Below are 14,194 nucleotides of genomic sequence, written 5' to 3'. Positions count from 1 at the left end.
GGTGATAAGTTGGGAAACGCCGGCAGCAGCTACTGCTACTCTACGCAAATCCCAACAATCGTATCACCCAGAATCCGCTTAGTGGCCCAGTACATGGACCTGCGGAATGTCGCGCAGCTCCACGTTGATGCCGCGTTCGGCGGCACCCTGGCGGAAGCTTTCAATAGCTTCCAGCACGTCGTAATCGATGGTAACCGAATCGGAGCCGTCTAGAATCACGCGCGTGCCGGGGTGAAAGCGGTCGAGAGTGGTGGCAATGGCCGCCTTGTTCAGGAACGTCACGTGCTCCGATAGCTTCAGGTGCACGGTGCCGGGCACGTGGTCGGGCTCGTAGTGGAAGAAGTACGCGGATTCGGCGTGGTCCTTCAGGATGATAAAAGCGGCCACGGCCAGACCGATACCGACTCCTTTGAGCAAGTCGGTGAAGAGAATGAGCACTACCGTGACGAGGAAGGGCACGAACTGCTTCCAGCCCAGCTTCCACTGCGACGCGTACAGGGCGGGCTTGGTGAGCTTATAACCTACCAGCAGCAGCACGGCAGCCAGCGCCGACAACGGAATCAGGTTCAGGACTTGGCCCATGAACAGTACCGCGGCCGCCAGCAGCAAGCCGTGGAAGAAGGCCGAGATGCGCGTTTGACCGCCGGCGTTGATGTTGGCCGACGAGCGCACGATAACCGCCGTGAGGGGCAAACCACCAATCAGGCCGGAAAGCAGGTTGCCCGTACCCTGGGCCAGCAATTCCCGGTTGGTGGGCGTGCGGCGCTTGAGCGGATCCAGTTTATCCACGGCTTCCACGCTCAGCAGCGACTCCAGCGAAGCCACCACGGCAATGGTCAGGGCCAGCGTGTATACGTGCGGATTGGTGGTCAGCACGCTCCAGTCAGGGAAGCGCAACGCCCCAAGCACATCGTCGAAGTTCTTGATGGGCGGCAACTTCACCAGATGCGAAGTCGCTACTTGCCACTCGGGGCGGACGCTGCCCAGCACGGTGTTGATCAGAATGGCCAATGCCACCACAATCAGGGCTCCCGGCACCAAGTTGAGCACTCTGTTGCGCTTGATGAAACCCTGCTCCCAGAGCACAAGGACCAGCATTGATACGCAGCCAATGAGCAAGGCCCCCGGCTGCAGCCCCGCCACGGCCCGGCCAATGGCCGAGAACGTGTTCAAGCCGTCGGGCTGAAAGAAGTTCAGGTCTTCAAAAAAGTCCTCGTCACCACCCAGGAAGTGCGGTATCTGCTTCAAAATCAAGATCAGGCCAATGGCAGCTAACATTCCCCGGATAACCGAGGTAGGGAAGTACATGCCAATAATACCGGCCTTGAGCAGCCCGAGGGCCATCTGCACTACCCCAGCCAGCACCACGGCCACCAGAAAGGCCTCGTAGCTGCCCATCTCGGTGATGCCTGCCAGCACGATGGTCGTCAGGCCGGCGGCCGGGCCGCTTACGCTGAGCGCGGAGCCGCTTACCCAGCTCACTACCAGCCCGCCGACAATACCCGCAATCAGGCCGGAAAGCAACGGGGCCCCGGAAGCCAGGGAAATGCCCAAGCACAGCGGCAACGCCACCAGGAACACGACCAGCCCGGCAGGCAAATCCTTGCCCAGGGTGTTCCCCTTCGGAAGCTGTGGCGCGGCGCTACCCGAACCTGCCGGCTGGGCATGGGTCGGGGAAGGCGACGAAGTAAGAACGGTGGATGATTCCATGCAGTATAATTGCCAAACCATACGCAGGTGTTGCTTGCATTGGTGCAAACGTGACACACTACCTGATTTCGAGTCTAATCTCCCTGTTTGGTCTTAACCTCCGGTTAAAAGCGAATTAAAACGGCATTAAAAGGTCAAAATAAAATGCCTTTCGTAAAAATGGGAGCCTGACGCCGGATTAACTTGGGATTTCTATTACGCCTAGAGTAGCAATTCTACGCGCGGGGCAGTTCCAGCACCACCTGCGTGCCTTTGCCCAGTTCGCTTTCCACCCACACGGCCCCGCCGTGCAACTCCATGATTTTATGGGTGAGCGGCAGCCCGATGCCGTGCCCCGGCACGCCGCGGGCGTTATCGGCCCGGAAAAAGGGCACAAACACTTGTTGGCGGTCGGCTTCCGTCATGCCTACCCCCCGGTCGCGCACTTCCAGCTGCACCCGGCCGTAGGCGCCCCGCAGCGTGGCCAGCACCGGCTGGGCCGACCCTTGTGAAAACTTGCAGGCGTTTTCGAGCACGTTGAGCACCGCCGAAAGCAGCAGGGCCTCGTTGCCGCGCACCAGCGGGTCTGGGGCCTCGGGCGGTAGCTGAAAGTCCAGGTCGATGCGGCAGGTGGGATGGCGGCGCTGCACTTCCTCGTGGGCCTGCAGCAGCAGTTCGTCGAGGTGCAAGGGCTTGAGCGGCACTTGCGAGGGGTCGTCGGAAGCACGCGCAATCTGCAGCAAGCCGTTCGTGAGGTCTTTGAGCAGGCGGGCCGCGTCCAGCGTGTTGCGCAGCACCTGCTGGTAGCCCTCGGTGGTGCGCGACTGCAGCAAGGCCACTTCCAGCTCCCCGATGATGACCGTGAGCGGCGTGCGCAGCTCGTGCGAGGCGTCACGCACGAAGGTGCGCTGGCCCACGAAAGCGGTTTCGAGGCGGTCGAGCAGGCTGTTGAAGGTGCTGGCCAACTGCGACACCTCGTCCTGCCCATCGGCGCCGGAAAGCCGGCGGTGCATGTCCGAAGCGGTGATACTCCCCATTTCCTGCACGGCGCGCCGCATGGGGCGCAGCGCCTGCCCCGCAAATACCCACCCGCCAATACCCGTGAGCACCAAGGCCACAAATAGGCCCACGCCCAGCACGCCGCGCAGGGTGCGCAGCTGCCGCTGGCTGTCCGAATCGACGGACCAGGCGACGACCAAGAAGCGGCCGCGGCCCGGCACATCATAATGAATGCCCACGGTGTAGCGCAAATCGGGGCTGCGCTGCAGCAGCAGCCCGCTGGTGGTGCCCAACCATTCGGCGGGCACGCGGCGGCGGGTGGTTTGCCCCTCCCGAAACAGCACACGTCCGCTGGGGGAATAAATACGCACTTCCTCGTCAGGCAGGGTGCGGTACAGCTGGCGCAGGTAGCGGCTGTAAGCCGCGCTCTGCCGCTCGTCGTTGCGCGGGTGTTGCGCGTCGAAGTACACGTGGGCCACCACCTGCGCGCGGTTGCGGAGGCTGTTGGTGAAGAACTGCCCGCGCGAGTAGTACGTGAAAACGTAAATCAGCGCAGAAAACAGCACCAGTGTAATGGCCACGATGGCCGCAAACTGCAGCGCCAGCCGCAGACGAATGGACATGCTATGGAATGGCTAAATGGTTAAATGGTTAAATGGTTAAATGGCTGATCGTTCGGACGCCCCGTTGAACGGCTAACCATTTGACCATCCAGCCATTTAGCCATGCAAATCACTCGTTGACTTTGGCCACGTAACCCATGCCCACCAGGGTATGGATGAGCTTGGGCGTAAAGTCTTTGTCGATTTTCTTGCGCAGGAAGTTGATGTACACGTCGATGACGTTGGAGCCGGTATCGAAGCTGGTTTCCCAGACGTGCTCCAGGATGTCTACCCGCGACACGACGCGCCCCTGGTTGCGCAGCAGGTAATGGAGCAGCGCAAACTCACGGGCCGTAAGCTGCACCGGCTGGCCCGCCCGCGTCACCACCTTGCTCGACGGGTCCAGCGTGAGGTCGGCCAGGCGCAGTTTCGGCTGGCTCGGGGCATCCTGCCGGCGGCGCGCCAGCGCCCGGATGCGGGCCAGCAGCTCCTGGAACGCGAAGGGCTTCACGAGGTAGTCGTCGGCGCCCGCGTCGAGGCCGCGAATTTTGTCGTCTGTTTCCCCCAGCGCCGTGAGCATCAGGATGGGCACAGCGGAGTTTTGAGCCCGTACTTGCCGGCACACTTCCAGGCCGCTAAGGCCCGGCAGCAGCTGATCCAGAATGATCAGGTCGTAGGGCGTCGACAAAGCTTGGCGCAGCCCCAGCAACCCGTCGGCTGCCACATCAACGGCGTGGGTTTGCTCGCTCAGCCCTTTTTGTAAGAAAGCAGCCACTTTGGGCTCGTCTTCAACCAAGAGAATCTTCATACACGCAGGGAATACGCAGCCGAAGATAGGCAGTTGCCCCGGGTTGCTGGCCGGCTTCGGCGCATTTAACGTGGCTTTAATACCACTCCGGCCCACCCTTACAACAAAAACTATTACAAATATTTATGAGAATAATTTAAGATTAACTTGACTAATAGAAATAAGTCCTATATGTTTATAGAAAAATTCTATCAACACGATCCTCCACCGCTTCCCGTGCTGATTTACTCTTTTGGACCGTCCAGCTGCGCCACCAGCTTTTGGACTGATTGAGCAAACCGGCGGTTAAGCCAAATGCCTCCACCACCATGGCTTACCTGTTGATTCGCCGCTTGCGGCTGGCCTTGCTGTGCCTGCCCTTGCTGCTGGCGTCCTGCATTGCGCAGCGCCGTCTGCCCTACCTGCAGGGCAACGAATACTCGACCCGCACCCCCGTGGCCGTCCCGAATGAACTGCAGCCTTACCGCCTTCAGCCCAACGATGTCCTCTCCGTCCGTGTGCAAAGCGTGCAGCCCGCCCTGAACGACATGTTCAACGTGACGGATTCGCGCAACATCATGGGCGGCGACCCGGGCAACATGTTCCTGGCCGGCTACAACGTGGACGCCGGCGGCACCATCAACCTGCCCACCGTGGGCAAGGTGAAGGTGCAGGGCCTGACCATCGACGAGGCCCAAAGCCTGGTGCAGCAGCAGGTGAGTCGTTACGTGCGCGACGCCAACGTGCTGGTTAAGCTCCTGTCCTTCAAAATTACCGTGCTCGGCGAGGTCAGAAGCCCCGGCCGTTATTTCGTGTACAACGGGCAGGCCACCGTGCTCGAGGCGCTGGGCCTCGCCGGCGACCTAACGGAGTTCGGCAACCGTCAGAACATCAAGCTCATACGGCCGACCAGCACGGGCAACCAAGTCGTGCTGCTGGACCTCACCGACCCGCAGCTGCTGGCTTCGCCCTATTTCTACCTGCTGCCCAACGATGCCCTGTACGTGGAGCCGCTGGCGGCCCGCACCAACCGCGCCAACGCCGGCAACCTGGCCCTGCTTTTCTCGGGCGTTTCGGCAATCGTGCTGATTCTGAATTACATCAAGATTACCAACTAGGGCCCTGCGGGGAGCTGCCTTCCCCGCAAGGCTCCGCAATCTGCTCCGGCCATGGAACCACGCACCGCCCATTCCGATGAACTCGACCTTCACCTGCTCTTCTTCAAGCTGCGGGCCCGCTGGCCCCTGTTTCTGATCGGGTTGCTGGTGGCCGGGGCCGTCGCGTTCCTCTACTTGCAAGTAAAAGCGCCGGTCTACGATTTCCGCGCCACCATGCTGCTGGGCGACCAAAGCTCGGGCTCGAAGCGGGCCCAGGAGCTGCTGGATCTGCTCGAGGTAAAGGACAACGGCATCAAGATGGAAGACGAAATCGGACTGATCAGCTCGGCCGGTATGGTGCGCCAAGCCGTGCAGCGCCTGCCCGAGTTCCAGGTCAGCTATTTCGCGGCTCCGGACAACTGGCTCAACCAGCTCCGGCCCCTGCAGGTGCGCGAGCGGCCTGCCGGCTCGGTTCCCTTCCGCATCGTGCCGGATGCCGCAGCGGCCCAGCTTAGCGGCGTGCGGGTGCAGGTGCAGCCCCTGCCCGACGGGCGCTTTCGCTTGCAGGCCCGGGCCAAAGAGGGCCAGCTGACCAGCCTGCCCACCGGCGAGCTGGTGCGCGAGGTGCTCGGCGTGGACATCGACCAGACGGTGCGGGCCGGCGAGACGCTGCGCCACCCGCTGCTGACGCTGACGGTGCAGGCCGAGCCCGGCGTGCCCGCCGACCCGCACGAGCACTACTACTTTGTGCTGAACGACCTCGGCAGCGTGGCCGGCGACTACCAGGGCCGCTTGCAGGTGCGCTCCATCGACCACGAGTCGCGCATCATCGAGCTGACAACCAAGGGCACGGTGCCGGCCAAGGAACGGCAGTTTCTCGACACGCTCATGCGCGTGTTTATCGACGCGGACCTGCGCGAGAAAAACGTGACCGGCCAGAAAACGGTGGCCTTCCTCGACAGCGAAATCAACAAGCTCAACCAGGCCCGCCAGCAATCGGCGGCGGCGCTGAGCACCTTCCGCGCCACCCGCGGCGTGGTGGACGTCACGGCCCAGTCGTCGGCGGGCATCCAGCAGGCGGCCAGCCTGGAGCTGGAGCGCAGCCGCCTGACCTCGCAGCGCAGCTACTACCAGAACCTGCTGGCCCAGCTGCGGGCCGACCGCACCGTGACGGCCGCCTCGGCCTCGGGCGTGCAGGACGGCGTGCTCAGCTCCCTGATTCTGCAGCTGGCTGACCTCTCCAACCAGAAAGCCGGCTTGGTGGTGAATGCCAGCGTGAACAACCCCTTGGTGACGGTGCTCGATGAGCGCATCAAAACCACTAAGGCTTCGCTGGAGCAGAACCTGGCCAGCATGATCCGCAACATGGACATCCAGATGGCCGACATGGGCGGGCAGCTGGGCCGCCTGCGCACCGACATGAGCCGCATGCCCGAAAACGAGCGGCAGCTGGCCGTGCTCAAGGGCAAGTCGGACTTCAACGACAAGAATTACAACTTCCTGGTGGAAAAACGGGCCGAGGCCGCCATTACGCTGGCCACCAACTCCACCGATAAGAAGGTTATCGACAGCGCGGCCATGAACGGCGACGGGCCCTCCGCGCCCCGGCCCATGTTTGTGGGGCTGATGGCGGTGTTGGCCGGCCTGCTCGGGCCGCTGGGCCTGGCGCTGCTGCTTGACAAGGCCAACCGCCGCATCCAGAGCAAGGAAGACCTGACGCGCGTGACCGACATTCCGATGCTGGGCGTGGTGGCCCACGGCAGCAAGGCCGAGCGCGCCGGCATGCTCAACAACCCCAAGGGCCCCATCGCCGAGTCGTTCCGCTCCATCCGGGTGAACCTGCAGTACCTCTCGGCCGGCCTCGACAAGAAGGTACTGGGCGTCACGTCGTCGGTGCCGGGCGAGGGCAAAAGCTTTTGTGCCGTGAACCTAGCCGTGGAGCTGGCCCACTCGGGCCGCCGGGTGGTGCTGGTGGAAACCGACCTGCGCCGCCCCACCATCGCCGGTTACTTCGACCTGGACCGCGAGGCCCCGGGCCTGGCCAGCTACCTCACCGACCAGGCGCCGCTGGGCCAGTGCCTGCGGGCCAGCTCGGTGCCTCACTTGGATGTACTGATTTGCGGCCCGATTCCCGTGAACCCAACCGAGCTGCTGGAAAGCCCGCGCATGGCCGCGCTGCTGGAGCAGCTGCGCGCCGAGTACGACTACGTGCTGCTGGATACCCCGCCGGTGGGCTACGTGTCGGAGTACTTCGTGCTGCTGCGCTACCTCGACGCGAACATCTACGTGGTGCGCCAGAACTATACCGACCGCTCCTTCATCGCGCAGATCAACGAGCTGCATGCCGAAGGCAAGATCAAGCACGTGTACATGGTCATCAACGACATGCACTTCAACAAAACCTACGAGTACCGCTACAAGAAACAGGCTTATACCTACGGCTACAGCTAACCGCCCCGTCTTTTCCTGCCCTCCCACCGCGCCCTCTCCTCCACCGCCTTTTACCCCGCGCGTATGGCTACTACTGCTACTTCTCCTGCTCCGGCCGAACAAAGCCTGACGGCGGCGGCCGTCCACGGCATGAAGTGGACCACGGCCGCCACCCTGACCACGTCGTTGCTCCAGGTCGGCTACACGGCTGTGATGGCCCGGCTGCTTTCGCCCGCCGATTTCGGCCTGGTAGCCCTGGCCGGCATCCTGCTGCGCTTTGGCTCTTACTTCGCCCAAATGGGCATGGAGCAGGCCATCATCCAGAAGGCCGAGCTGACCGACCGCGACGTGCGTGCCGCCTTTACCTCCTCCGTGGGGCTGAGCGTGGTGTTCGGAGGGCTGCTGGTGCTGCTGGCCCCGGTCGGCGGCCACCTGCTGGAGCAGCCGACGGTGGTGCCGGTGGTGCGTGCCCTGGCGGGCGGCCTGCTGCTCACGGGCCTGCACGCCACGGCCATCAGCCTGCTGCGGCGCCACATGCGCTTCCGCACGCTGGCCGCGGTGGAAGTCACGGCCTTCCTGACGGGCTACGCGGGCGTGGGCATCGTGCTGGCGTGGCGGGGCTACGGCGTGTGGAGCCTGGTGGGCGCGCAACTGGCCCAGGCCACGGTGCTCACGGTGCTGGCCTACGCGGCCACCCGCCACCCGGCCCGGCTGCTGTTTCACTGGCCTACGTACCGCCCGCTGGTGCACTACGGGGGCTGGTCGTCGGTTATCAGTTTCTGCGAGTACATGACCGGCGAGCTGGACAAGCTCAGCATCAGCCGCCTGTGGGGCGCGGCCGCCGTGGGCCTTTACTCGCGGGCCTGGATGCTCATCGGCCTGCCCATCTACACGCTTTCCTCCAGCGTGGCGCGGGTGGCGCTGCCCTCCTTCAGCCAGGTGCAGCACGACCGGCCGCGGCTGCGGGCGGCCTACCTGCGCAGCCTCGTGCTCATCGGCAGCGTGATTCCGCCTATTTGCCTGGGGGCCGCGGCCGCCGCGCCGGAGGTGGTGCGCGTGATGCTCGGCGACAAGTGGCTGGAGGCCGTGCCGGTGTTTCGGCTGGTGTGCGGGGTGTACGCCCTGAGCATGATGAACATGTTCGCCGCGACCGTGGCCGACGCCACCGCCACGCTCACGCGCAAGTTCTGGCTGACGCTGGCCCACGCGGCGGCGCTGCTGGTGCTGTTTGCGGCCCTGCGCGGGTTCGGGCTGCTAGGAGTGGCCCTCGGCGTGCTGCTGGGCGAGGCGCTGCGCACGGTGTTCTACGTGCTGCTGATGCGCCGCGTGCTCGAGGTGCGCCCCCTGGCCGTGCTGCAGTGCTACGTGCCGGCCCTGGTGCTGGGCGCGGGCGTGGCCGCCAGCATCGGGGGAGTGGCGTGGCTGGGCGCGCAGCTGCACTGGCCGCTGGCCCTCACCTTCAGTGCCGAGCTGGCCGTCGGTGGTCTGACCCTCCTGGTCCTGGCCCTGCTGCTGCCGCTGCGGCAGCTGCAGACCGAGGTAGCCTGGCACCTGGGGCACCTGCGGGTACCGGGCACCGATGGGCTGCAGTCTTGGCTGCGCCGCCGCGAGCCCGCCGTCGCGGCTACTTCGCAAACTTCTTCTAGCGTGCTGGCGTCATGAAAATCAACCTTCGCTTCCTGCTGCTGCCGGCCATTGTGTTGGTGCTTTTCATGGACCGCGCCTTCACGCAGCTGTTCTTCGAGCTCGAAGAAGACCCAGCCCTCGGCCAGTACATGTACCTGCTGACGGGGCTGAGCTTGGCGGGCGGGGTGCTGTACCTGCGCGCCATGGAGCCGCTGATGCGCACGTGGTTTGTGCTGGAGCTGGCCTGCCTGGGCGCACTGGCGCTGGAATCGTACCACGGCTGGGGCCGCTGGGCCGTGTACCCGCACGTGTTCAGCAAGCTCACGATGCTGCTGCCGCTGTTTGCCATCTATGGCTACTACCGGCGGCGCGGCCTACCGCCGCTGCGCCCGTTGGTGTGGCTGATTCTGCTGGGCCTGTTCATCAACCTGGCGTTTTTCAACGTCGATGCCCTGTCCCTGAACTCGTTTCTGGACAATGAGCGGGGCTTCACCGCCACTTCGGCCTGGCTGCTGCTGCCCTGTGCGCTGCTGGCCCTGAACTGGTACCTGGCCCGCGGCAGCTGGCTCTGGATGCTCACTTTTCTGGTGTGCGTGGCGCTGATCGTGTTCCTGCAGCACCGCACCGTATGGATTGCCACCACGGTAGCTCTCACGCTCAACGGGTTGCTGCTCTGGCGTAAGGTGCCGGGCGCCAGCCTGGGGCTGCACCGGCTCGGGCCGCTGGTGCTGGTGCCCATCATTGCGTTGTCGACCGGCGGCTTGGCCGCGGCCCTCGACAACCCCAACGTCGTCAAGAAGCTCATCAAGGGCATTGAAGACATTCAGAACCCGACCAAGCAGGGTACCGGCAGCTGGCGCATGCAGCAAATGGAAGTATACGCGCCTTTCGTGGAGAAGCGGCCACTGCTGGGCTGGCGCCTGGAGGGCTTCGAGCTGCCGGTGCAGTTCTACAGCACCGATACCGACGCGCCCATCTGGCGCAACGGCACCGGCCACCACTTCCACAGCTTTTACCTCGACCGGCTTTTCTACTTCGGCGTGGCGGGCCTGCTGCTGGTGGTGCTGGTGCCGCTGGTACTGGCCGTGCGCCGGATAGCCCACCCCGCCCCCCTCACGCCCGAAACCGCGGCCCTGCTGGCCTACGCCGCCAGCGGCCTCAGCTACGGCATTTCCTACGACTGGCCCGTGGCCCACTACGGCCTGCTCGGCCTGGTGCTGGCCGCCATTGCCCAACCGGTAGCCCAGCCCGCGGCGGCCCCACGCCGCCCCGTGCCCGGTGTTCCCGTTCATTCTCCCCTTCTCCCCCATGTATCCGCCTGACGCTGCCCAAACCCTGACGCTGCACCCTCCGCGGGCGGTGCAGGTGCCCGCGCCCCCACCCGCCCCCGCAGCCCGTCCGCTGCGGGTGCTGTGGCTGGCGCCCTACCCCTACGCGTACGGCCCGGCTACGCACCCGGTGCCGTGGGTGGTAGCCCTGGCCCGGCAGCTCGCCGCCCGCCCGGCTGAAGTCGACCTGACCATCGTGAACTGGGACGAAACCATGGCCACCGAAGAGGAACACTACTCCCAGGACGGCCTGCACTTCGTCTTCCTGAAGGTGCCCCGCACCCGCCACGACATCCTGACGCTGTACCGTTGGCGGGTGGAAATCGTGGCCCGCTGGCTGCGCCGCCACTACCGGCAGTACGACGTGATTCACCTGCACGGCTCCGAGCTGCAGCTGCCCGCCGTGGTGGCCCAGCTGCCCACCGACGAGGTTCCGGTGATTCTGTCGGTGCAGGGCATCGTGTCGGAGTGCGTGAAGTACGTGCCGGAGCTGTCGTGGTACAAGGTGCTCTGGACGCTGGCCGGCTACTACGAGCGCCGCTACGTGCCCCACATCCACCACTTCCTGTGCCGCACGCACTGGGATGCGGCCCACATGCAGCGGCTGAGCCCCGGCGCCCGCATCCACCACAACTGGGAAATGCTGCGGCCGGAGTTCTACGAGGCCGCCGCGCTGCCCCTGCTCCTGCCCGACGTAGCGCCGCACCCGCAGATGCTCTTCGTGGGCGGGCACCAGGTAATGAAGGGCTTCCGCGAAACGCTGGCCGCCTACGCCCTGCTGCGCCGGCAGGTTCCGGGCCTGCAGCTCATCGTGGCGGGCTACGTGGGCGAGCGGGAATGGGCCGAGGAGACGCGCCGCGCCGGCCTCACCGACCTGCAGCCCCACGACATTCAGCGCGTGGGCAACCTCACGGCCGCGGAGCTGGTGACCTGGGGCCGCCGCTGCTTCTGCCTGCTGCACCCCTCCTACATCGACAACAGCCCCAACAGCGTGTGCGAGGCCCAGCTGATGGGCCTGCCGGTGGTGGCCTCCGACGTGGGCGGCGTCAGCTCGCTCGTGGCCGACGGCGTCACCGGCCTGCTCAGCTCCCTGCAGCCCGCCGAGCTGGCCACGCAGGTGCTGCGCCTCTACCACGACGCCGACCTGCGCCACGGCCTAGCCGCCGCTGCCCAGGCCGAGGCCCGGCGCCGCCACGACCCGGCCACCATCGTGCAGCGCACCCTCGACGTGTACCGCTCCCTGCGCTGATTTCCCTGCCGCGACGCTCCTCCGCCTTCTTTCGCCGATTGCCATGCGCCCCGCCTCCGACTCCTTTGCAACCCCCGTCCTGCTGCTGGTTTTCAACCGCCCCGAGCCCACGCGCCGGGTGCTGGAGGCCCTGCGCCAGGTGCGCCCGCGCCACCTGTACGTGGCCGCCGACGGCCCCCGCGCCCACCGCCCCGACGACGCGGCGCTCTGCGAGCAGGTACGCGCGCTGGTGCAGGCCGCCGTGGACTGGCCCTGCGAGCTGCGCACCCTCTTCCGCGACACCAACCTGAACTGCGGGGTAGGCCCGGCCACGGCCATCAGCTGGTTTTTCGGGCACGAATCGGAAGGCATCATCCTCGAAGACGACTGCGTACCGACGCCCGACTTCTTCCCCTTCTGCCAGGAAATGCTGGCCCGCTACCGCCACGACGAGCGCGTGATGCACGTGGGCGGCAACAACTTCGGCCGGGAAGCCCGCCAACCCCTGGCCGCCGGTGCCGACTCCTACTTCTTTTCCGGGCAGGTGAACAGCTGGGGCTGGGCCAGCTGGCGCCGCGCCTGGCACCTCTACGACTTCCACCTGAGCCTGTGGCCCGAGCTGCAACGCCGCGGCCTGCTGCGGCAGCTGTACCCCTCGGCGCTGGAGCGGCGCTACTGGCTGCCCAAATTCCGCGCCCTGCACGGCGCTCCGCAGCCGCCCGACATCTGGGATTACCAGTGGCACTTTGCGGTGGCCGCGCACTCCGGGCTGACCATCGTGCCGGCCGTGAACTTGGTGCGCAACATCGGCTTCGGCGACGACGCCACCCACACCTTCGACGCGGCCGACGCCCACGCCGACGTGGCCACGGCCGAGTTGAGCTGGCCGCTGCGGCACCCCGTGGCCGTGCTCCGCGACCGGCCCCGCGACCGGCGCCGCTTCCGGGAGTTTATGCTCAGCCGCCTCGTGGCCCAGCTGCTGCGCCTGCCCGCCCGCCTGCTGCCCGCCCGCCCGCAAGCCGCGCCGGTGGCACTGCCTGCGGCCACCGCGCCCGCCGCCGGGCTCTCCTCCACCGCCAACCTCGCCCGCTCATGAACGTGCTCCTTTCGGCCTACGCCTGCAACCCCCAGCAGGGCGGCGAGGGCGGCAACGGCTTCCACTGGGCCTGGGAGCTGGCCACGCAGGGCCACCGCGTGTGGTGCCTCACCACGGAGTTTGAGCGCAAGGACCTGACGCCCTACCTGGCCGCCCGCGCCACCGACCCGACGGCCGCCCGCATCGAAGTGGTGTATGTGGCGGTGGCGGCCTGGGTGCAGTTCCTGTACCGCTGGCAGTTCGGCGTGTACCTGCACTACCTGGTGTGGCAGTACCAAGCTTGGCGCACCGCCCGCGTGCTCGACCGCACCGCCGACTTCAGCCTGGTGCACCACGCCACCTACGGCAGCCTGCAGATGGGCTCGTGGCTGTGGCGGCTGGGTAAGCCGCTGGTGTTCGGGCCGGTGGGCGGCGGGCAACGGGCCCCCAAAGCGTTCCGGCGCTACATGCCGGGCTGGTTCAAGACCGAAACCCTGCGCGACTTCATCGGCTGGGCCCTGATCAGCTTCGACCCGAACGTGCGCCAAACCATGCGCCACGCCGCCGTGGTGCTGGCCGGCAACCGCGAAACGGCGCAGATGGCCCGCCGCCTGGGCGCCCGCCGCGTGGAGCTGTTTCTCGACACGGGCCTGCCCGAGTCGTTTTACGGGCAGCACTTCCAGGAGCGCGGCGCCCACCCCGAGCTGCGCCTGCTGTGGCTGGCCCGGCTCTACCCGCGCAAGGCCCTGCCGCTGGTGCTGGAAGCGCTGGCGCAGGTGGCCCCCGCAGTGCGCTTTCACCTCACCGTCATTGGCAATGGCCCCATGGGGCCGTTGGTGCCGGGCTGGATCCGCCAATACGGGCTGGAAGACCGGGTAACCTGGCGTGGCGAAGTGCCCTGGACGCAAATCCGCGAGGAGCTGCTCAGCCACGACGTGTTCCTTTTCGGCAGCCTGCGCGACTCCTTCGCCTCGCAGTTTCTGGAGGCCATGGCCTGCGGCCTGCCCATCATCACCCTCGACCACCAGGGTGCCCGCGACTTCATCCCCTTGTCGGCGGCGGTAAAAGTGCCGGTGACTTCACCCGAAGAAACCTCGGCCGCCCTGGCCCGGGCCGTGGAGCAGCTGGCGGCCAGCCCCATCCGCCGCGCGGCCATGGGCCGGGCCGCCTACCAGTTTGCCCTCACCCAGACCTGGCCAGCCCGCGGCGCCCGCTTCCGCGCCTTGCTCGACTCGCTGGCGCTGCGCCGCCCCGCCACCACGCGCCGGCCTTCGCCCGGGCCGCCGGCTCCGGTACTGGCCGCCAGTTGAGCCCGCCGCCAACGCGCCCCGTC

General features: G+C 66.0%; 10 protein-coding genes. 7 read left to right on the top strand and 3 right to left on the bottom strand.

What is annotated here, in order from left to right:
* Window positions 1-78 precede the first annotated feature (78 nt).
* From ACYVKQ_RS11050 to ACYVKQ_RS11040, 3 genes are all read right to left on the bottom strand, one after another.
* Window positions 79-1,710, bottom strand: a complete 1,632-nt coding sequence (locus ACYVKQ_RS11050) for a SulP family inorganic anion transporter (protein WP_460578222.1) — start codon at window positions 1,708-1,710, stop codon at window positions 79-81.
* 215 nt (window positions 1,711-1,925) lie between these two features.
* Window positions 1,926-3,311 carry a sensor histidine kinase gene (locus ACYVKQ_RS11045; protein WP_460578221.1) on the bottom strand — a complete coding sequence of 462 codons (1,386 nt, stop codon included), beginning with the start codon at window positions 3,309-3,311 and terminating at the stop codon, window positions 1,926-1,928.
* A gap of 109 nt (window positions 3,312-3,420) precedes the next feature.
* Complete coding sequence (locus ACYVKQ_RS11040) at window positions 3,421-4,098, bottom strand: response regulator transcription factor (RefSeq protein WP_460578220.1); 678 nt, start codon at window positions 4,096-4,098, stop codon at window positions 3,421-3,423.
* Window positions 4,099-4,406: 308 nt separating this feature from the next.
* On the opposite strand from ACYVKQ_RS11040, the gene ACYVKQ_RS11035 reads away from it, so the two are divergent.
* From ACYVKQ_RS11035 to ACYVKQ_RS11005, 7 genes are all read left to right on the top strand, one after another.
* Window positions 4,407-5,195 carry a polysaccharide biosynthesis/export family protein gene (locus tag ACYVKQ_RS11035; RefSeq protein WP_460578219.1) on the top strand — a complete coding sequence of 263 codons (789 nt, stop codon included), beginning with the start codon at window positions 4,407-4,409 and terminating at the stop codon, window positions 5,193-5,195.
* Window positions 5,196-5,246: 51 nt separating this feature from the next.
* Window positions 5,247-7,625, top strand: coding sequence for a polysaccharide biosynthesis tyrosine autokinase (locus ACYVKQ_RS11030; RefSeq protein WP_460578218.1), 2,379 nt, complete (start codon window positions 5,247-5,249; stop codon window positions 7,623-7,625).
* A 63-nt stretch (window positions 7,626-7,688) separates the two neighbouring features.
* Window positions 7,689-9,266 carry a lipopolysaccharide biosynthesis protein gene (locus ACYVKQ_RS11025; protein ID WP_460578217.1) on the top strand — a complete coding sequence of 526 codons (1,578 nt, stop codon included), beginning with the start codon at window positions 7,689-7,691 and terminating at the stop codon, window positions 9,264-9,266.
* Complete coding sequence (locus ACYVKQ_RS11020; RefSeq protein WP_460578216.1) at window positions 9,263-10,552, top strand: O-antigen ligase family protein; 1,290 nt, start codon at window positions 9,263-9,265, stop codon at window positions 10,550-10,552. The genes ACYVKQ_RS11025 and ACYVKQ_RS11020 overlap by 4 nt, the downstream gene beginning before the upstream one ends.
* The gene (locus ACYVKQ_RS11015; protein WP_460578215.1) at window positions 10,539-11,807 is read left to right on the top strand and encodes a glycosyltransferase family 4 protein; all 1,269 of its coding nucleotides are present in this window, start codon (window positions 10,539-10,541) and stop codon (window positions 11,805-11,807) included. Before ACYVKQ_RS11020 ends, ACYVKQ_RS11015 begins: the two co-directional genes overlap by 14 nt.
* Window positions 11,808-11,850: 43 nt before the next feature.
* Window positions 11,851-12,882 (top strand): nucleotide-diphospho-sugar transferase, encoded by a 1,032-nt coding sequence (locus ACYVKQ_RS11010; RefSeq protein ID WP_460578214.1) that lies wholly within the window; start codon window positions 11,851-11,853, stop codon window positions 12,880-12,882.
* Window positions 12,879-14,171: a glycosyltransferase family 4 protein gene (locus ACYVKQ_RS11005; protein ID WP_460578213.1), complete on the top strand. Its 1,293-nt coding sequence runs from the start codon at window positions 12,879-12,881 to the stop codon at window positions 14,169-14,171. Before ACYVKQ_RS11010 ends, ACYVKQ_RS11005 begins: the two co-directional genes overlap by 4 nt.
* Window positions 14,172-14,194 lie beyond the last annotated feature (23 nt).

This window comes from Hymenobacter coalescens, from assembly GCF_054783195.1.
Note: the sequence above shows the minus strand (reverse complement) of the source record. Positions and strands in the feature narration are given on the sequence as shown.